The sequence below is a fragment of the Flavobacteriales bacterium genome (assembly GCA_016124845.1).
Classification (GTDB): Bacteria; Bacteroidota; Bacteroidia; order UBA10329; family UBA10329; genus UBA10329.
This window is the reverse complement of record WGMW01000010.1, coordinates 41,060-61,449: the sequence shown is the minus strand read 5'-3', so window position 1 is coordinate 61,449 and position 20,390 is coordinate 41,060. Positions and strand designations below refer to the sequence as shown.

General features: G+C 50.3%; 12 protein-coding genes. 6 read left to right on the top strand and 6 right to left on the bottom strand.

Annotation, left to right across the window (positions count from 1 at the left end; translation table 11 throughout):
* Positions 1 to 4: 4 nt before the first annotated feature.
* Positions 5 to 1,570, top strand: a complete 1,566-nt coding sequence (locus GC178_05465; GenBank protein ID MBI1287010.1) for a T9SS type A sorting domain-containing protein — start codon at positions 5 to 7, stop codon at positions 1,568 to 1,570.
* Between the two features lie 4 nt (positions 1,571 to 1,574).
* Here the strand turns inward: GC178_05465 and GC178_05460 are convergent, their stop codons facing one another.
* From GC178_05460 to GC178_05450, 3 genes are all read right to left on the bottom strand, one after another.
* A complete protein-coding gene (locus GC178_05460; protein ID MBI1287009.1) occupies positions 1,575 to 4,124 on the bottom strand; it encodes a T9SS type A sorting domain-containing protein in 2,550 nt (849 codons plus the stop codon).
* A gap of 120 nt (positions 4,125 to 4,244) precedes the next feature.
* Entirely contained in the window at positions 4,245 to 4,745 is a 501-nt protein-coding gene (locus GC178_05455) for a hypothetical protein (protein ID MBI1287008.1), read from the bottom strand.
* A 316-nt stretch (positions 4,746 to 5,061) separates the two neighbouring features.
* Positions 5,062 to 6,018, bottom strand: a complete 957-nt coding sequence (locus GC178_05450; protein ID MBI1287007.1) for a hypothetical protein — start codon at positions 6,016 to 6,018, stop codon at positions 5,062 to 5,064.
* Between the two features lie 111 nt (positions 6,019 to 6,129).
* Between GC178_05450 and GC178_05445 the strand changes: the two genes are divergently transcribed.
* Both GC178_05445 and GC178_05440 read left to right on the top strand, forming a co-directional pair.
* Positions 6,130 to 6,378 carry a hypothetical protein gene (locus tag GC178_05445; protein ID MBI1287006.1) on the top strand — a complete coding sequence of 83 codons (249 nt, stop codon included), beginning with the start codon at positions 6,130 to 6,132 and terminating at the stop codon, positions 6,376 to 6,378.
* Between the two features lie 81 nt (positions 6,379 to 6,459).
* A complete protein-coding gene (locus GC178_05440; protein MBI1287005.1) occupies positions 6,460 to 6,783 on the top strand; it encodes a helix-turn-helix domain-containing protein in 324 nt (107 codons plus the stop codon).
* 108 nt (positions 6,784 to 6,891) lie between these two features.
* Here the strand turns inward: GC178_05440 and GC178_05435 are convergent, their stop codons facing one another.
* Positions 6,892 to 7,386 carry a hypothetical protein gene (locus GC178_05435; protein ID MBI1287004.1) on the bottom strand — a complete coding sequence of 165 codons (495 nt, stop codon included), beginning with the start codon at positions 7,384 to 7,386 and terminating at the stop codon, positions 6,892 to 6,894.
* An 89-nt stretch (positions 7,387 to 7,475) separates the two neighbouring features.
* Complete coding sequence (locus GC178_05430; GenBank protein ID MBI1287003.1) at positions 7,476 to 11,231, bottom strand: N-6 DNA methylase; 3,756 nt, start codon at positions 11,229 to 11,231, stop codon at positions 7,476 to 7,478.
* A gap of 352 nt (positions 11,232 to 11,583) precedes the next feature.
* Between GC178_05430 and rnr the strand changes: the two genes are divergently transcribed.
* Entirely contained in the window at positions 11,584 to 13,743 is a 2,160-nt protein-coding gene (rnr, locus tag GC178_05425; protein ID MBI1287002.1) for a ribonuclease R, read from the top strand.
* A gap of 172 nt (positions 13,744 to 13,915) precedes the next feature.
* Entirely contained in the window at positions 13,916 to 14,842 is a 927-nt protein-coding gene (locus tag GC178_05420) for a glycosyltransferase (protein MBI1287001.1), read from the top strand.
* A gap of 168 nt (positions 14,843 to 15,010) precedes the next feature.
* Here the strand turns inward: GC178_05420 and GC178_05415 are convergent, their stop codons facing one another.
* Positions 15,011 to 17,743 (bottom strand): hypothetical protein, encoded by a 2,733-nt coding sequence (locus GC178_05415; GenBank protein MBI1287000.1) that lies wholly within the window; start codon positions 17,741 to 17,743, stop codon positions 15,011 to 15,013.
* On the opposite strand from GC178_05415, the gene GC178_05410 reads away from it, so the two are divergent.
* The gene (locus GC178_05410; GenBank protein ID MBI1286999.1) at positions 17,672 to 20,389 is read left to right on the top strand and encodes a T9SS type A sorting domain-containing protein; all 2,718 of its coding nucleotides are present in this window, start codon (positions 17,672 to 17,674) and stop codon (positions 20,387 to 20,389) included. The two genes, GC178_05415 and GC178_05410, sit on opposite strands and share 72 nt — an antisense overlap.
* The last annotated feature ends 1 nt before the right edge of the window (position 20,390 follow it).

Here is a 20,390-nt window from a genome sequence, read left to right as displayed (position 1 = left end):
TCACATGAGACAGGTTGTCCAAATAATATTGTTAATGAGCGCGTTTGTCGGTCCGATTCATGGTTCTGCGCAATCGGTGACTTACAATTCAGATGTGGCCTGTATCTTATTCGAGCATTGTACAACATGCCACCATGTAGGTGGAATCGCTCCTTTTTCATTGATGAGCTATGATGATGCATCGGCCGCAGCTTATGGCGTCATGCAATCGGTAAATGCGGGCACCATGCCGCCTTGGCCTCCCAATCCGGATTATAACCATTTGGCCCATGAGCGTATGCTAACGGATGAGGAGATACAGACGATAACCGAATGGGTGAATGCAGGAACACCGGAAGGCAATGGGTTGCCGCCTGTTCAGCCTGTTTATTCGGGAGATGAGGAGATATCCTCACCAGACCTTGTGCTGACAATGCCGGAATACATCGTCAATACAAGTGGAGAGGACGTGTTCCGATGTTTCGTTGTGCCCACCTCGTTTCCGCAGGATATTTATGTCACCGCACTTGAAGTAGTACCAGGCAATCGCGCGGCAGTTCATCATGTCATGATCTATTATGACGAGACAGATCTACCCCAACAGTTTGATGAGGCCGAACCAGGACCTGGATATACAAGCTTCGGCTCTACCAATAGCGAAGCATCCGTTCCAGTAGCAGGTTGGGGGCCGGGGCAGGGCAAAAGGGTTTTTCCAGATGGTATGGGCGTGCGGATTCCAGCTGGTGCTTCCATCGTAATGCAGGTTCACTACCCGGCAACCTCAAACGGTCAGACGGATCAGTCGAAGATCAATATGATCTATACTACCGAGCCGCTTCGTGAGATTCAGATCCATTCATTTATCGACCATTTCCATTTGAATGAAGGAACGTTGACCATTCCGGCCAGTGAGGTCAGGACATTCACGGGGCAGTACACGCTACCCCTTCAACAGGACATTACGCTGCTGGACGTAAACATTCATATGCACCTGTTGGGAAACAATGCCAGAACGTGGGCCGTTCTGCCAAATAACGAAACGGTTCCGCTGATGGAGATCGATCATTGGAATTTTCATTGGCAGGGATTCTATGACTTCCGCCAACCGATAAGAATACCTGGAGGAACGGTTTTCCATGGTGAGGCGACCTATGACAACACATCCAACAATTCTGATAACCCGAACAATCCTCCGCAAACCGTAAGCGCAGGCAATGATTCGGATCAGGAGATGATGCTCATTCTGTTCAGTTATGTGGCTTATGAACCCGGTGATGAGCAGATTCTGGTAGACACAACTACGGTTCATCCCGAGCATAATTGCATGTATGTAGGGGTGGATGATCACTTGGAGGAACCCCCTGAAATACATCTCTACCCGAATCCTGTGCGAGACAGGGTCTATATTCAACTACCCAACGCTGCGCCTTTTGATGTGAGCATACTGGATGTTGCTGGTAGGGAGGTTCTAAGGCGCACCAACTGTGTGGGTAATCAGCTTGATGTTTCACGCCTTGGGGCAGGAAGCTACCTCCTGCGAATCGGACAGGGCGAACGGGTTGGCACGCAGCGCTTCTTTAAAGCGGAGTAAGCCGCTACTTCATTTTGATCAGCTTCTTGGTGATGATGCCGGCAGAAGTTTCAAGGTTGACGAGGTAAACTCCGTTGGGATGATCTTCCAAGTGGATCGAAGCCCAGCCATTGCATCGTTTTGTCACCACAAGTTCGCCCAAAGCGTTGTAGATGGTCAATTGGGTCGGTTCGTTGGTTTTGATGACGGCTTGGCCTGTTGTCGGATTCGGGTATAGGTTGATCTGAGGCTCAAAATGTTCAGCAACACCAACATTCAGAGTAGTGTTCTCAAACCAACTCAATCGGTTGGCATTGGTCCATAGTGTAAAGACATCCTCATCCCCGTCTTCATCTGCATCGGAAGCAAGGAGGTAGCTCATGCCTGGAATTTGACCGAAACTCTGTATCGAGTCGAACTGGGTGGTGCCATCATTCTCCAGATACACTCCAAGATCATTGGCAACCAGAATATCTGATGCTGAATCCACATTGATGTCGGCAATGTCCATATCGCTGATTTCCAAGGTAGAAATGACCAGTGGCGCAAAGGTTCCGCCTCCGAGATTTTCGAACCAGTAAAGATGAGCGTTGCCGTCAGAAATGATGTCCACATCGCCATCATGGTCCAGGTCTGTTGAGAAAACACGAGCGACATTGTTCAGGCTATCGGCAAAAACCTGTTGGGCGCCAAGGCTTCCACCATTGTTCTCAAACCAGTAGATTCTGTCGTCATCGTGTCCGGCCACCAGAAGATCCATATCCAGATCGTTATCGATGTCAGCTGCAAGCACGCCTCTGGGGCCGTCAATGGAATCGGTCAACAGTTGCAACGTCCCGAACGTTCCGTTACCGAGGTTTTTGTACCATCCGACCTTATCAGGCGTCATATTCAAATAAACAGCCCCGCTGATGCTCGTAACCAGATCCGGATAATTATCATTATCAATGTCGGCTACGGTCATGTCAGTAACATTGGCATACCCATCGATTGACTCCAAGGAGCTGAACGTGCCATTTCCAAGATTCTCTATCCGGTCAATTTTGCGTTGAGCGGAGCTGTAAACAACGAAGTCAAGATCAGCATCAAGGTCAAGGTCGGCAACCCTGACCTTGCTTGCACCATCAATACCTTTCAGAATGATCTTGGGGTCTGAAAAGAGACCTCCACCCAAGTTTTCGAAAAGGCTCAGCCTGTCGCTGTTGTAAGACACCACGAAGATGTCCTTATCAGAGTCACTGTCAATATCAGCGGAAAGAAAATCGAGCGGCCTGTAAAGGTCCGGTGTAATGATGTTTTCCCGGTCAAACGTCCAATAACCCAAGTTCTTGTACCAAGAGACCTCATTATCACCATAGGAATCCAAGCTTACGATTTCGAGATTTCCATCCGTGTTCGCATTGACGGACATGACCTGATTGGCACCTCTAACCACCGAATCAACGACCAACTGCGGCCCGAATATACCTTGACCAAGGTTCGGGTACCAGGCCACTTTCGAGTCAAACTTGGAGGCCGAGATGGCGTCAATATCCCCGTCATTGTCCAAGTCGGCCGGGTAAATGGATTTTAGATAATCCACCTCGGTGCTGATGATGGATTGCGGCACGCTACTGAAGCTGGCGGAGTCATTCTGCAGCCAGAAGACCTTGCCGTATTCCCCCAACAGAAGGTCGGGTCGGTGGTCATTATTAATATCCGAGATCTCCAATAGATTACAGTTGAAGGCAAGAGAACTATCGATCGGTTGCTGCGTTCCGAATGCCCCAGAACCGAGATTCTCATACCACACCACCTGCCCGTCCCTGTTCTGCGTGGCAACCACATCCATGTCCCCATCCCCATCAAGGTCGGCACTGCGGACAACGGATACCGAAAACTCATCCGATAAGGGAGAAAACAATTGCCTTGCTCCAAACTGACCGCTACCAAGGTTCTCGTACCAGGCGGCAAAGCCAACATCCGGATGACAGTCAAACTCTGTTGCGCTTCTGGCCCCGAGCAGCACATCTACCAAACTATCACCATTCAGGTCGGCCGCGTAAGCGGAAGCAGCAATAGGTATGGTGTCTTCAATGAAGTTCTTTGGCCCGAAGTGTCCGTTCCCCAAATTTTCAAACCAAACTAAGCGACCCTCCACTGGTGGCGGAGGTGGCGGTGGAATGTGGGAATTTCTGTTCTCTTCTCCCATCAAGCTGTCCGGGTTGCAGTAATACTTGTTGTAGGTACAGATGATATCGATGTCCTCATCCCCATCCAGATCGGCCGCATGGATATCACTTACCTGCTGCGTGTTGATGGCCACGGTGTCCATATCGGTAAATTCGTTGTTCCCCGTATTTCGCCACCAAACCATCACCGTGGCTGCCCCATAGTAATTGTCGCCTCCTGCAGCAATAATGTCCTCCAGCCCATCTCCATCCAGATCGGCAACATGCATTACTCGCGGATATTCCAATATCGGGTCGGTAAGAACATGCTCCGGTCCTATCTGAGAGAAAGCATGGGAAGAAACCAAGAGATTTGAAAAAAGAAACAACAGTCTTTTGGAAAGACGGGAGGACGAGCGGCTCATGAGGAAGGTTTTGTCTGTTAAAGGTAAAGAAACAATCAAACACCCTGCGGCTTCAAATAAATTCACCTACCATTGCCCATCCTCTTCGTCTGTCCGGTGTCTACAATTAGTTGGTGACGGCTATGATGGTCTTCTTCGTTTACGGATCTGAGCCCAATACTTCTTTATGTGGTCTACTTTGTCCAGATGTCCTTTGGCAATACGGAGCATATCGGAAACATCTCTGATAAGTTCATTTGATCTATAGAGGTAAGTCGATATCCTTTGTATGTGCCAATGTGTGGTATTGGGTTCCATGGCCCTTGAACCCTTGAGCAGCTTGAGCGATTGATTGCAATACAGTTGCTCGTGCTGCTTGAAACGCTTCAGTTTCTTGTCAATGAGTGCGAATTTGTTCTCGGCCAAACGCAAACAGTCAAGCATGTAGAGCTCGTGGTATTTTCTCATCTCCTCATCCATGGTTACCAGATACTTCTCTACCCGCTTCGCTTTATTCTTAACGGAGGTGTACTTCTTTCTGAAATCGGCCATTTTGGCCGTGGCCTCTTCATGCTTCTGTAGGGCAGCCTCCAAGACAGGAAGCAGGTCAGGCCAAATGTTTGGATAATGGTTCAGGTCCATGATGTTGGAATTGGTACAGACTAAGATAATCAGTTTGCACGAAGTTGGAAGTGCTTACTCCAGAGAACTATTGCCCTCGACCATAGCAAACGCAATTGCTCGCCCACCAACCGACCTGCCAAAATCAATTTAGAAATCAAGGCTGCAGGGAGGGGCTTTAGATGAAAAGCTGTCTGAGCGAAGCGAGTTCTTTTCATCTGTGGTTGGCGGGAGCCGTAGCATTTCCCTAATTGATTTTGGCCAGTCTTGATCTTTTGTTCCTGTAGCACCTGTGCTGAGTTTATCGAAGCATCAAGCCAAAAGAATAAGAGAAACATCAAGGCACCACCACAGGCGTCATCTGAAAGTCATAAACAGCACTTTCGCCATCCCCCAGCGTACCCGAATTGCTCACCGACTCATACCCGACCTTCTCAGCCAAAAAGGAGAACCCACCGGGCGTAATGCCCTCAAACACGTAATTTCCATTGACATCCGTAAGCACGGTTACGGGAGGCGTAGCCGTACCCGAGGTAGAGGAAGTTAGCGTAACGGCCACCTCAACGATCGGAGTAAGCGTGTTGGCATCGGTTATCTGTCCTGAGAGCTTGGCATCTGTTGAAGAAGGATCGGTGCCACCTCCAGGTCCTTTGCGATCGATGACGATTCGGGCTTTTGTGTACCCGTTGTAGAGGTCGGGGTCGGAGGTTTTGAAGTTGAGCATGACGGGGTCGATGTTCTCTTTGAGGAGCTTCATGGTATCATCGAAGACGGTCTTGAGATTGCTTGTGTGCGTACTTCGTGTGTTTACGGCCTCGCGGGGCGTTGCCACGGCACTTTCATAATCGGTGATGGCGTCCTGCCATGTGGTCATGGTGGCTGCGGTAATGCCGTAATCGGCCATGGAGGCCAAGTTATCGTTGACCAAGATGTAGCGATGGGTGCAGTAGGCGGCAACGGTGTCGTCCTTTATTTTCTCGAGGCCCGATTCTGTGACCTTGAACTCTTCGGCCAGCGTTGCATTTCCCTCGGCCACGGCCCAAGCGCGTGCGATACCAAGGATGTTGAATGTGAGTTCGTTGAGGTTTGTGCGGAGGTTGGTCTTGGTCTGTGCAACCCCCTTGATATTGGCCGATTGCCCCGCCAAGTTGCTGTTGATAACGGCAATGTTGGTGGCGAGCTTGGGAAAGTTGAGCGCGAGGATGGGTACTGCGTCTATGGTCACTTGATTGGCGGTGTAGAAGTCCTTAAGAATAAGGAGCATGTCGAGTTGATTTGATTGATCGTCTGTCATGATTTCCAGTTTTTAATGATTCATGGTCTTTCTTTTGGGAGGGCTGCTTTTGCATTTTAGGAAGCTTGCGCCCTCTGCTCCATTAACGATGGTGAAAAAGCGGGCATTGCATTGGCCGAAACTTATGGTGTGCTGAATAACCACTGGTTGGTGATTGCACACTTGTGGATGGCTGTTGCACGATTACTGTTGGTTATTGCAAACGCACGGATGGCGATTGAACGATTTCTGTTTGCGATTGCACAACCAAGGTTGGTTATTGAACAACTGGAGTTGGTTGTTGAAAATGCATGGTTGGTGATTCAACGACACTTGTTGGTGGTTGAAAAGCACCTGTTGGCGATTGAAATACCAATGTGAGGCATTTTTTAACAAAAAGAGTGGGTAGTGATATACGAAACTCAACTTGCAAGACGTTGTGATGGAATAAATCTATCTGCGATGATACGTCTTGACATTCACCGACTATTAGCCCTGAACAACATCCGTTATGGCCGTTCTTTTCTGATCAACCATGGTTTTACACCGAGCGAGGCACGGGGTCTGTTGCACACGGAGGCCAAAGAGGTACGGCTGGTAACCATGGAGCGGTTGTGCAACACCTTCCATTGCCAACCGAATGATCTATTTACTTGGATTGGCGACCGTAAGAGCCACCTGAATGCGTTGAAGAAATCTGATTTTCCTGAATTGGCGCGGCTGCTTGCTGGTAAATCGCCTCAGGAAATTGAGGAGATTCTGAGGAGGATTGAGAGGGGTGGGTGAGCTGCGAGAAGTGAGTTTGGAGAAGCGAGTTTATAGATCAATTATAAGCTGATCGTGCTGATTATGAGCAAGAGACCCTTCAGAACCGTTGCTCGGGCGGGGGGCGTCTCAAAAAACAGACGTTAGAATTACAATTAAAACGGATACTGCGGAAACAGCAGCAGAAACCACGGAGATGACGTTCGCTCGTTTTGAATATTCCACTGCCTCTATCGAAGCCGCACGTGCCCGCTCATTCTCCTCGCGATCCTTGTTCATCTCTGTAATGTAATGCCTCATGCCCCCAAGGCAGGAGAAAGTACGGCCTTTGATCGTTAGATAGTGATCCCCATGAATTGACACGTGATTGGTTCCATCATTGCCTCTCTCGTGAGTGTCGTGCACCAATCCGACATCAATAAGCAGTTGAAGACACTTTTCGGTAAGGACTGATGGGGTCGGCACGCCATCTATCGTTAAGGACTGCCCTCGTCTGAAACACGCGGCACAGCGACCTACGTCATCTGTTCCCGCAAGAAGTATGTAGTCCATGATTGCCACTTCCCTTTCTGAGAAGCCATTGAAGTAAAGCTCCTCCAACGTGAATTCTTTTCTAATAGCCATGTTTTGAGAGTTGATTCAACATATCAAAAATCCAGCCGAAGACCATAACCTATTTATGGTCTGCCCTGCCTTCAAAAAAATGTTTTGGTTCAGAGGTACTTCTTCAGTACTGCTTGCTTCTGGGGGGGAAGTGCCGCAAGTTCCTCCTCCAAATTTTGGATACGGGTTTCTATCGCTTCTATCTCAGATAGGATACGCTGCTGTTCTGAGAGAGGAGGCAAAGGCACTTGGATTGAGGCAAGTAGGGTCTGGTTCAGGCTCTTGATATTAGACCCTTTACTGTCTGTGGTCATTTTCTCTCTGACCGCACTGGTGCGTAAACAATGACAGAGAAATTTAGAGTTTACCTCTTCGGGATTGGTACGTATGCGAATGGTAAATCCCGAATATGAGGTCTTCTCAAGCACTTTGGAGATGAAGAGAAACCTTCCAACAAGATTTGCAGATCCGTTTGACCTCACCACCAATATATCACCTGCGCGCAGTTCATATTCCTCGCTTAACTTGCCCTCGACCTGTACTTTTTCCAGCTTACCCATATCAGGCGAAAAATTCTCTTGGAACTCTCCGACCCCAACAATACTGACCAACTCTCCAGAACTATTTCTTGAATAGTTAAGGCCGTTTTTAAATGACGCTATTTGACCTAAAGTAGATGTAGGATGATCCATCGCTGTAACAATGGTATCAATCTTAACTTGCAACTTACCGACTTCCTCCCTCAACTCCTCTTCACGCTTCTCGATCTTCTCCACTTCACCCACAACCTGCTGTTGCACCGACAGAGGAGGTAGAGGCACTCTCATATCTTTTACAATCTCCTGAGAGATGTTCAATCTTGCAACACCGCTTCTTAGGCTGAGTATATTCTCATACTGTTCTCGTAAGACATAGTACAGATAGTAGGGAAGGATCCGCTCACTTGGCATAATGCCGCAAACGGCCTGATTTGTAGACGCTTCAACTCCAAGAATCCCTACCTGTCCCGCAGTTGCTCCGTACATGGCCAGCAGAACAGTATTCTTAGGGAAAATTTTAGCGGAAGAGTTAATAAGCCCAGCTTCGGTGATTTTGTTCTCTGAGTCCAATATCACACCTTGCCTGACCTCACTACTATTTATCCAAAGGATGGAGCCATTCAAATAATACTCAGTGGTGCCTGATAATGGGGTTCCTCCTGAACCGGTTTCGCATACATCTCCAATTCTGACAAGGGTCCATCTACTTTCAATCGTGACTTTTTTTTTAACCGCCAACGAGATGCTTTTCTCAAAATCGGCACGGTCAAAGGTTATCATATCCACCAGACGGTGTCGGGTGATGTTCGCTTTAAGGCTATCATGCACCTCAGAGGTGTAGTCGCCCTTGTAGGCGCGATGGATGTATGTGGCGGCCTTCTCAGGGTTGTCAAAGCTGTCCTCATCAAAGAGTTGGGTGCATTCGGAAATGCTCTTGCCCCGCTGTATGGGGTGAATGCCCTCGCTGCCCCTACGGAAGCTAAACTCATAGCCGAGAAAGCGTTTTTCAGCGGCCTTCTCACCGCTTTTTATCACTACGGTGTGCTGTGCCCAAACCAAGAGGAAGGTACACAGCTTCTCCTGCTCCGTCCGTAGCAACTTCTCCCAAAACTCCTTGTCGGTCTTGGCCTTTATCTTCCTGCAATAGTCCTTATAGAGCTCATGGACGGCTGCCTGTCCGTTGGGCTTCTGCTGCAAGAGGGTGAGGTAATCGGACACAGATAGCCCTTCCCACACGTGGGTCACGTATTTCTGTACAGGATGCTCCACCCCGTTCATGGTCACCTCCTGCCCATTGCCAAAGAAGCGTTCCACGGCCTTGCGCAGATTGATGTGGATATAATTGTTGCGCCTGCGCAGGAACAGGGTCACCGTGTTGGTGCCTGTTGCCATGAAGGTATTGCTGCCCAACTCGGCAATGGCAATGATGTCGAAGTAGTTCAATATCACCTCCCTTGCACGGGTGTAAATACCTGAGTTGCTTAGGATGCTACTGGGCAGGATAACCCCCGCCACGCCACCGTCACGCAGCAGTTGCTTGGTGCGCTCCACAAAGAGGCATTCAATCTCCGAACTGTTGTCTGTGAGCCTGTCATACAAGGCGAAGTCTTCATCGCGGTAATACTGCCTTGCCGCATTCTTGAATGCCGCCACCGAATAAGGCGGGTTGGAAACGAGCATATCGAACTGGCGGTTGTCCTGCGGAAAGTCGGGGTCGGTCTTCCGCAGCAGTTCCTTATATTCCGTGTTGTTCCTGAAACTGCCCAGCCCATCGCTCAATATCACATTGGCAAGGCCGTCACCGTGCAGGTAGCAGCCCACCTTGCCCACCTTCACCAGTCGGTAATCCTTCTCAATGCCATAGACGTATTGCGTGGCCCAGTCGAAATGATTGCCATGCCAGTTGTCCACCTTTTTGCGGGTGTCTTCAATATAGTCGGATGGGTTCTTTGCATCCACCAGTCGTTGCACCTCGTGCATGCTTTCGGTCAGAAAATGTCCGCTGCCTGCCGCGTAGTCAATGATATAGGGCAGCAGGTTATTCCGTTCGCCTTTTTCCAGTTTCTCGTCCACCATGGTGTCGATAGGCAGGCTCTTGATAATGAACTGGGCAATGGGCACAGGCGTGAAGAACTGACCCGATTCCTGTTTCAGTCCCGTGGTCAGTAGCAGTTCAAAGAAATCGCTCAGGTATTGTTGCCGCTTGTTGTAGCGTAGACGGTAACCTTGTAGCAGTTCCACGATCTCCTTCACCACCTTGGCGTTCTCGTTGAATGATTTCTCATCAAACACCTCCTTGATGGCGAATTCGTTGTTCTTCTCCAACCGCAGTTTGTTGATCTTGGTCAATAGACGCTTTTTCAGCACTTCATCCAAGTCCACGTATTCCCGTTCGAATTCCTCTACTGAGAAGTCAGTCACCTCCTTCTCCAAGAATTCCATCATCCCATTCTTGTAGAGATCAGTCAAGCGTATCTGGAAGCTCACATCATCATCCACACCCTCCAGCCACTGGAATTTCAGTTCCTCATTCGGCTTGGTACTCTTCTCGTCATACACCTTGCACAGAAAGAGGGTGAATATCTTATTGAAGGCATTGGGCTTGTCAGATACCACATTGTGCCGAAGTATCTCCAGGAAACGGTTGAAGATAAAGCCACTGTCCTCCTGCTGTATGGGTTTGAGTTGCTTCGGGGTCAGTGCCTTGCTGACAAATTGGTAGGGGTTCACCCATAAGTCGAACACTCCATTATCCTTCGTCAGCTTGTTCCATTTATCGTAGAAGTCCTTGACATCACCCACCCGATAATCGTCCTCCACCTTGACAATCTCATTCTGATAAGTCACCTCCTTACTCTTTACCTCAGAGGCGTAGAGCATCAGCAAATCGGCTTTGTTGCTGAACTTGAAGTAGGTGAAAAGCTGCCCACCGTCCTTCGCCATCCGCTTCAGTTCCTTCTCGAATTCCTTTCCACGCGTCTTGCACTCGATAAGTAGATATTCCGAGCCGTCATCGCGGGTCACGCAGATGTCGAGTCTGCCACTTGTACCATGCCCTGCGCCCCATGTTTTCTCAAGTATGATGTTCTCTGGTCTGTATCCTTTCTCCAGCAGACGGTTCACACACTCCAACACCACAAAATTCTCAGGCTGCGAGAAGTTCTGTGTGGTCTTACTCTCGCACACGATCTTATCTCCGTAAAGAATCTGTTCCTTGGCAAAATCGATATCTATCGTGTAATCTCCAGCATACCGCTTGGTATAGATTTCCGCAGTATTCTCCTTTGGGATGAACCCTAAGGCCTGAAAGAATTTCCTGTGTTCCATCATCTAAATTGACCGATGAGACTATGTAATCTGCACGGCTGAACCCGAATTGCAGTTGTTCAACATTCTCTTAAACAAATGTATGATTCCCATGCGGCTTAAATTCTCCAAGTATAACACTTCTACACGTTGGACTGTTAGCATCTGCTTAGGCTTGTCTTTGTCCACAGAAGTTGAACCCAAGGTGATTTGTCATTATGATCGCATCGCAAATCAGGGACATCAGACCGTAAACTATTTACGGAATTAAAAAGCAACTATCCACGATGAACAATTCCTGCTTCAAGAAATCCCACTCTTCACTCCACCCCGCATTTCCCTACCTTTGCCACCATAATTTGAATACAACTCATTGAAAAAGAAGAAGAAAGGAAGCGGAAAGAAAAAAGGCCGTTCCCAAGCGATCTACCAAGAACCAATCTTAGAGGTCCTACGCAAAAGTCCGGACCGGGCACTCAATTACAAACAGATAGCCAAGCGTATTGGCGTTAACGATATTCAGGACCGCACCCGCCTGGCGCAGGAACTCAACCAAATGAAGGGAGAGGGCCTGCTGCGCGAAACCGAAAGAGGCAAATACCAGCTCAAACACCTGCCAGCACCTAAGTTGGTAGGCAAGGTCGATATGACCAGCACCGGGGCCGCCTACGTAACCGTAGAAGAGTTCGACCGCGATGTCTACATCTCACCGCGCAAGGTGCGGCAGGCACTGCCCGGAGACACCGTGAAGGTGCACGTATATGCCAACCACAAGGGCCACCGCGTGGAGGGCGAAATAGTGGAAGTGCTGGAGCGCGCCCGCGAAACATTTGTCGGAACCCTCACCATCAACACCAAAAGCAAAGTGGCCTTTATGGTGCCCGACAACCGCAACATGCCTATCGATTTCTTCATCCCCATGCACGAACTCAAGGGTGCCAAGGATGGAGACAAGGTCATTGTAAAGATGATCGACTGGCCGGAGCGTGCACACAACCCCTTTGGGCATGTGATCACCGTGCTGGGCCGTCCGGGCAACATGGATACCGAGATGCACTCCATCTTGGCAGAGTTCGATTTCCCGCTTTACTTCCCAGAAGCTGTGGAGCGCGAGGCAGAGGAGATACCCGAAGTGATAAGCAAGGATGAGATAGCCATGAGGCGAGACTTCCGCGAGATAACCACCTTCACCATCGATCCGGATGATGCCAAGGACTTTGACGATGCTCTCAGCATCCGAAAACTCGAGAACGGCAACTGGGAAATAGGTGTGCATATAGCCGATGTTTCGCACTACGTGCAGCCCGGCACCGCCTTGGACGATGAGGCCATCAGCCGCGCCACATCCGTTTACCTCGTGGACCGCGTCATTCCCATGCTTCCCGAAAAACTCTCGAACAAGGTCTGTTCCTTGCGTCCCAATGAGGAGAAACTCGTCTTCTCGGCCGTGTTCGAAATGGACGGGAAGGCCAACGTGGTAGAGGAGTGGTTCGGACGCTGCATCATCAACTCCGACCAACGCTTTACGTACGATGAGGCACAGGCCATTATCGAAGGAGGCAACGGTCCGTTGAAGGATGAGGTGCTTACCATGCATGCACTGGCGCAGCAGTTGCGCGCCAAGCGTTTCGAAAACGGGGCCATCGCCTTCGAGAAGGAGGAAGTGAAGTTCCGATTGGATGACAAGGGCAACCCCATCGAACTCTACCTCAAGCAGTACAAGGACAGCAACAAGCTCATTGAAGAGTTCATGCTACTGGCCAACCGTCAGGTGGCCGCCTTTATCGGCAAGCCGAAGCAGGGGCAGGCAAAGACCTTCGTGTACCGTGTGCATGACGACCCACAGCAGGAAAAACTGGAAATGCTCGTCACCATTGCCGGCCAGTTGGGCTATAAGGTGCAGCTCGGTCCACGCAGAATCCTCACCGATTCGCTGAACAAACTCCTCAATGACGTTAAAGGAAAGGGAGAGGAGACCATGCTCAGCACCCTTGCCATCCGCAGCATGGCCAAGGCCGAATACACCACCGACAACATCGGGCACTTCGGCCTCGGGTTCGATTACTACACGCACTTTACATCACCCATCCGTAGATATCCGGATGTGATGGTGCACCGCCTGTTGCAGCGCTACCTCGATGGCGGCAAATCGGCCTACAAGAAAGATTACGAAGACCTCTGCATCCATAGTTCCGACATGGAGAAGAAGGCAACGGAAGCCGAAAGAGCATCTACCAAGTACATGCAGGCCAAGTACCTGCAAGACCACATCGGAGAGGAGTTCGATGGGCTGGTATCAGGTGTTACCGAATGGGGAATCTTTGTGGAGATAAAGGAGAACAAGTGCGAGGGCATGATTCGCCTCAAAGACCTCCCAGACGATTTCTACGATTTTGATGAGGACTCGATGAGTGTGATAGGTTCCACCACCGGCAACGCATTTCGCTTGGGAGATGCGGTGAAAGTGAAGGTGCTACGCGTATCATTGGAGAAACGCCAGATAGACCTTGCCGTAACCGGTTACGGGGAATAAGAAGTTCGATTGTCGGAATCACCTCCGTCATGCTGAACTTGTTTCAGCATCTAATGCTACTGTGAACAGACCCTGAAACAAGCCTGTGCTGAGCATGGTCGAAGTATTCAGCATGACAGCAAGTTTGGGTGAGTGTGCATCTCAAACGAACGAGACTTTTACCTTTAGCCACATGAGCGACCAGCCGTTTGTTTCCATTGTCATTCCGTGTTACAACGAAGAAGGCAACATCCAAGCGCTCTACGACCAATTGCTTCCCGAACTCGCGAAGTTCAGCAGGTATGAGGTCCTTTTTGTGGATGATGGAAGCGCAGACAACACCGTTGGGCTGATAGACGGCATCGCGCAGCAGAATGCGAATGTGAAGCTGCTGCAACTCTCCCGAAACTTCGGTCATCAGGCCGCCCTTAAAGCAGGGCTCGATAACGCGGATGGCGATTGCGTCATCAGCATGGATGCAGACCTGCAGCACCCGCCCGCGCTCATTCCGCAGTTGGTTTCCAAATGGCAGGAAGGCTACGAAGTGGTGTTCACGCAGCGCGAAGAGGACAAGAACCTCTCGTGGCTCAAGCGCACCACCTCCCGCATGTTCTATCGTTTGGCGCAACGCCTCTCCTCCGTGCAGATACATCCCGGCACAGCCGACTACCGCCTGCTCGACAGGCAAGTGGTGGACGTATTGAAGGAAATGGATGAGTCGTACCTCTTCTTCAGAGGGTTGGTAAGCTGGGTCGGATTCCGGCAGGCCGCCATCAGCTACAAGGCCAGCGACCGCTTCGCGGGAAAGTCCAATTACACGTACCGCAAGATGTTCTCGCTGGCGCTTTCGGGCATCACGTCCTTCAGCATCCGTCCGCTGCAACTTTCCATCCTGCTGGGGCTTATCATTGCCTCCCTTGCGGGATTGTACGGCATTTACGTCATCTACATCTTCGCCTTTACCGACCAGGCCGTAACGGGTTGGGCAAGTACCACCGCCAGCGTGCTTTTCATTGGCGGGGTTCAGCTGGTGATGCTCGGTATACTGGGCGAATACGTGGGCAAAGGGTTTATGGAAGGCAAGCGCAGACCGACCTACATCATCCGCAAGCGGAAGTGACTTGAACGGCTACAGGTAGGTGTCGTCCCTACGGGACTTGGGCCTGTCTGACATTTTTCTACCATAATCCTGTTCCTACGGAACTCTGATAGTCCCATCGGGACGTTTATTTTGGTAGCAACGGATGATCAAGGTTGACCAGAGCTCTGGAGGAGCGACACCGAAAGGTTATTTGGCTGGGAAAAGGGCGAACCACGTGTCGTCTATGTGCAAGGCATCGCCCTCGCCACCCCACACAAACACCTTAATGGTGTCATCGGGTTTCAGTTCGCTATCCGGCTTTACCATCAACACGGTCTCGAACCAATGTTCCGCATCAGGCGCACTCGGTTTAATGTCCTTGGCACGGCTCCAATGCTGCTTGCCATCACGTTCCACAACCATCCATAGGCCCGCATTGCTTACGCTATCGGATGGTACCAATGCCTTCAGTCCGAAAAGCAAGGTCGGTTTGGGGTCATCGGTCACATCTCCCACTCGAATCGTGAGGCCAGGACTTCCCGGTTGCTCCGAACGGATGCGCCACCCGAACCGGCCCGAGAAAGCCTGTGCAGCAGAGTCAACACGTATGAGATCGTAGTTCCACGCAGCGTTCGGTCCCTCGAAATCATTCAAGGCATGGAACACCATTTCGGATGGAGGGTTCTTGCTGAAGACATGGATGAACTCGCGACCGACCTCCGTGGTTGATTCCAACGCAAAATGGGCGCGGAGGTAGGCCAAAGTGGTCTCATCCGTTGGAAGCATGCTGCCCGCATAGATGAGCCGCGATGCGGAGGAATCCGTACCCAACGCGGTCAAAAGTTCCGCCTGTCCGACACGTGTTCGGCCGTTAATGAACGTGGCCTTGGCGGAAACGCCCAATGATCTCAGCACGCTGTCCATCACTTCTGGTCTCTCCACCTGTAGGAAAAGCCTGTCGCCAGATGATAGCTGCTCACTAAGCAAAGACGAAAGACGATGGTAACCCTCCATTCTGTGAGAGGCCATCGTAGCTGTTCTCGACCACTCGAAACCCAGCAATCCGATCGAAACAAGTACGATTACCACGGTTCCACCCATGGCCTGTCCGAAACCTGTATAAGTTCTCAGCAGATGAAAGATGCTGGCCGCCACGATGAGCCCGAAGAGGAGGTAGGAGATGAAGAAGCCGTACTTGACGGGTGCATTCACGTATCGGAACGTGACCGTATGTTTTCCTTCTTCCACTCGCACCGATGAATAGGCATCATGATAGATGTTCAACTCCGCAGGATTCCCATCTACCCGAACTTCCCAACCCGGATAGAAGATCTGCTGGAGGACAATCTCCATGGCCGAATGCGCATTTATCTCGCAAAGCATTTCATCAGGCCCATACTCCAGGAATTCGATGGAAGTGTTCTCAGCAGTACTGAACAGGAAGGGGTTTTTGATGTCGTTCAGATAATCTGCTTCCTGCTTCCCGGTAAAATTCTGGAACCGCGCCAATTGAAAGCTGTTGAACCCGTCCCACGAATTGGTCTTGGTGAACGTATTGGTGTTGTGGTAGAGCGGACTGATCTCGGGTTTGTACTCCGTGTTCTGTGCGATGGACCCATCCAAACTTGGGAACGGAAAACCTTTTGGCTGGCGGTCGAGTTTGGCCTGCGTTTGGGCCGGAGGCGTGTGGTCGCCCACCGTGGCGGGAAAGTTCAGTCGGGCAGAGATGAACATTTCCACCAGGACAAACACCAAGATGGTGGGGGCGATGGCCGTTGGTCTCCTTCGGATAACCAGCAGCGAACCGATAAAGAGCAACAGAAGCATCACCTGCAACGCTGTGTGCATGAACAGGCGTTGGTGGTAGCTCATGTCTTGCGTAAAGCGGAAAGGCCCCAAAAGCAGATCGAGCGAAACATTGGCTCCCGATGCCTGATCGAAGTAAGTGGTGACGGCAATGACGAGCGTTGCCAGAAGCACGACCACCGAACTGCGCAAGAGCCATTTTGAGCGGGTCTCTGGTTTTTTCAGCATCTGTTCAAAGCCATGCGCGGCAACAAGAATGAACGCCAACTGGCTGAAATATGAGAAGAAACTCGACATGCGGAAGAGGTTCATGCCGGGAACATAGTGGTACAGGAATGCCCGCATAGGTGTGCTCGGCCCCAAACTTGCCAGTAGGCACACGATTCCAAAGATCAGGATGATGTTCAGCAGCAGTCCCTTTCGTTGGAACAGCCCAACGAGGAAAAGCGCCATCACCAACAACCCAACATAGACATTGGCCATGGTGCTGTCGGTACCGAGAAACGAGCCATCGGCCGCCACCGAGAACGGGGCGATCAGCGATAGCAACGACTGGGGTGTGAGCGAACCGAAATAGGTGTCCTGAAGCGACATGCCGGTCAGGCGGTCCACATTGGGGGAAACCTGAACGTAGGTGACAATAAGAACGGAAAGCGATACCAACAGCACGCTGGCCAACGCCAGATTCTTGAACAGCAGGTTTTTCCATTGGCCTGTTCTTACTTGGGGGATGAACTCGGCCAAGCCCAACGCGAGAAGCAGGTAGAAAAGCATGAGGCTGAGCGCCTGATATCCGCCCGTCAATTGCAGGAACAGGAAGAAGAGCAGTTTCCAAAGGTCGGCCCACATACCATGTCTCTGAAACCGGATGAAGTAATGCAGCACCCACGGAATCCACGTGGCGGCAATAATGCCGAACATCTCCTGTCCGTGCCCCACAAAAAAGCCGCAAAGCACGTACGAGATGGCCGCCAGCAACTTGGGGAACTCACGTTTTAAGAACAGCCCCGCCAGTGTGTAAATGCCCAGCCCCGCCATGCTGATGTAAAAGATGAACAGGAAATGGAGGACCTTGAGGTTGTAGCCACCGAACAGTCCGACCAAGATGGCTTCGGGATAAAAGACCGAACGCATATCGGCATGGATCGGGTAACCGAGATGTTGGTACGGGTTCCAGAAAGGGAAAATGCGGTGCTGAATGCTTTCTCCCACAATAAATCGCCACGGGAAGTAGCAGTCGAGCATGTCCCATTTGAGGGAATTCTGAAAGGTGGCGATCTCCCAATAAGCTCCAACACAAACGAGAACCAGAATGGCCAGAACGCCTATTTGCCGCAGGTGATTCATGCTTCAAGGCAAAGCTATGGGAAAAGGTGTACCCGCTCGGCACAATATATCGCGGCATTTGCAGTTAATTCGCCACGCAACAACTATACTTGTTCCTTGATGATAGAAACCGTCACCAGACTCATGTCGCGAAGCTTCTTCCTTGTTTCGTTGGTCTTTCTGATCAACTGTCCGCTCTTTGCGCAGATAGCCATTGGGCAATGGCGCGACCATCTTCCATACAATGATGGTGTGCAGGTGGCAGATGCCGGAGACTGGATCTTCGCAGCTTCGGGAAGTGGCCTTTTCCAGCATCACAAAACCGAAGGAGACATTATACGATGGTCGAAGGTGAGCGGTCTTTCAGATATCGGTTTCTCATCCATTGCTTGGAGCGATGACAACCAAACGCTGATCATTGCTTACTCCAATACAAACATTGACCTTCTTCAGGATGGGCAGGTCATCAATATTCCTGACATTAAGGATAAATCGATTCTCGGGTTGAAGACCATCAATAATATGCACGTGAATGGCGATTATGCATATCTGGCATGCGGTTTCGGTGTGGTTGTGCTGGATATCGTAAAGCATGAGATAAAGGACACGTATTACATCGGTCCCAATGGAACCAGTTTGGACATTCAGGATGTGTCAACTTCCGCCAATGAGATCTTTGCCTGCACAGAAGAGGGCATCTACCACGCACCTCTCAATAGCCCGAATCTGGCCAATTACGAGAATTGGAATCTTTTCAGTGGCCTTCCGGCAGGAAGCTACAATACCTGTGCATGGTTCAACAATGGGCTGTATGCCAACTGGACGGACGGGACCAGCGACACGGTCTTTTGGTATCACAATGGTCAGTGGAGCACATTTCAGCTGACAGACCCTACAATGGTCAAAGCACTTGAGAGCACGGACGACCGATTGCTCGTTATCGGAGTAAGCAATGTGGCCGAGTATGACGTGAATCAGGTAAGACAGCGGCTTGCTTACTCCTACAACGGAATTGACGCATATCCCAATCATGCGATCATCGATTCTAATGGCATCATCTGGATAGCCGACAGGAACGTTGGACTGGTGAGGCATCCGTTGGATCTCAGTTTCCAGATCGTATCGGTCAATGGACCCGCCTCAATTCTAAATTCCGACATCAGTATTTGGGATGGCAGATGCTACGTGGCCTCTGGAAGTTTGACCTCATTGTGGGGTGCAGGATATAATCCCAATGGGGTCTTTTCATACATCGACAATGAATGGGTGAATCTGCTGCCGAGCTCCATGCCTCAAACAGCCGGAATGGGTGACTTCATCCGTGTGCTGGTCGATCCTTTCGACAGCAAAAGGGTGTATGCAAGTACTTGGGGTTCGGGTGTTATCGAATACTACGACAACCAGTTTGCTGCGCATTATGATTCTACGAACAGCAGTTTGGAAACACTTGAAGTTGTTCCTGGTTTGGTAAGGGTTTGCGGGTTGGAAATAGACCGTAATACAGGAACGCTCTGGATGACCCAATCTGAGACGGACAAGCTGCTACATGCCAAAGACCGAGAAGGCAACTGGTACGGTTTTCATGTTCAAGGTGTCGGTGCCATCACCATTGGGGATATTGCCATTGACAACAGCGGTCAGAAATGGATGGTAGCTCCACGAGGTACCGGTGTGGTTGTTTTCAATGATGGTGGCACGCTGGCTTACACAAGTGACGATCAGTCGAAAAAGTTGAACCAGAGTACCGGAAACGGGAATCTGGCAAGCAATAACGTTTTCTGCATTGCCTCTGATTTTGACGGTGAAATATGGGTGGGTACCGACAATGGAATATCGGTCTTCTACTCTCCGGAGAGTGTTTTCTCCGGTGGTAATTTCGATTCTCAGCAGATTCTTGTGGAGCAGGACGGTTACGTGCAGTATCTGTTGGCCAACGAAAGCGTAACGGCCATTGCCATTGATGGTGCCAACCGAAAATGGATCGGAACCGGAAACGCTGGGGTTTTCCTGATGTCGGCCGATGGCACGCAGCAGATCTATCATTTTACGGAGGAGAACAGTCCGCTTTTCAGCAATCAGATCACGTCACTTGGTATAGACCATCTCAGCGGAGAGGTTTTTATCGGAACAGACAAGGGACTCATATCATACAAGAGTACGGCCACTTGGGGAGTGGAAACAATAACGAAAGACGATGTATATGCTTATCCGAATCCGGTAGAGGCGAATTACGAGGGGCCGATCGCCATTAAAGGCCTCACGCGCAATGCGGATGTGAAGATCACCGATGCGTCCGGAAGGGTTGTTTTTGCCACAACTGCCTACGGTGGCCAGGCCATTTGGAACGGGAACAATTTGAATGGCGAACGCGCGCAAAGCGGAGTTTACATGGTCTTTGCCACCAATAGTGACGGCAAACAGACCATCGTTACCAAGATCCTGTTCATTAAATAAC

What these genes read in the sequence shown, in the direction of transcription:
- GC178_05415 (MBI1287000.1), bottom strand. Translation starts at nt 17,743, where the DNA reads ATGCGTTCGGTCTTTTATCCCGAAGCCATCTTGGTCGGACTGTTCGGT.
- GC178_05440 (MBI1287005.1), top strand. Translation starts at nt 6,460, where the DNA reads ATGATACGTCTTGACATTCACCGACTATTAGCCCTGAACAACATCCGT.
- GC178_05460 (MBI1287009.1), bottom strand. Translation starts at nt 4,124, where the DNA reads ATGAGCCGCTCGTCCTCCCGTCTTTCCAAAAGACTGTTGTTTCTTTTT.
- GC178_05435 (MBI1287004.1), bottom strand. Translation starts at nt 7,386, where the DNA reads ATGGCTATTAGAAAAGAATTCACGTTGGAGGAGCTTTACTTCAATGGC.
- GC178_05430 (MBI1287003.1), bottom strand. Translation starts at nt 11,231, where the DNA reads ATGGAACACAGGAAATTCTTTCAGGCCTTAGGGTTCATCCCAAAGGAG.
- GC178_05465 (MBI1287010.1), top strand. Translation starts at nt 5, where the DNA reads ATGAGACAGGTTGTCCAAATAATATTGTTAATGAGCGCGTTTGTCGGT.
- GC178_05450 (MBI1287007.1), bottom strand. Translation starts at nt 6,018, where the DNA reads ATGACAGACGATCAATCAAATCAACTCGACATGCTCCTTATTCTTAAG.
- GC178_05410 (MBI1286999.1), top strand. Translation starts at nt 17,672, where the DNA reads ATGGAGGACCTTGAGGTTGTAGCCACCGAACAGTCCGACCAAGATGGC.
- GC178_05455 (MBI1287008.1), bottom strand. Translation starts at nt 4,745, where the DNA reads ATGGACCTGAACCATTATCCAAACATTTGGCCTGACCTGCTTCCTGTC.
- GC178_05420 (MBI1287001.1), top strand. Translation starts at nt 13,916, where the DNA reads ATGAGCGACCAGCCGTTTGTTTCCATTGTCATTCCGTGTTACAACGAA.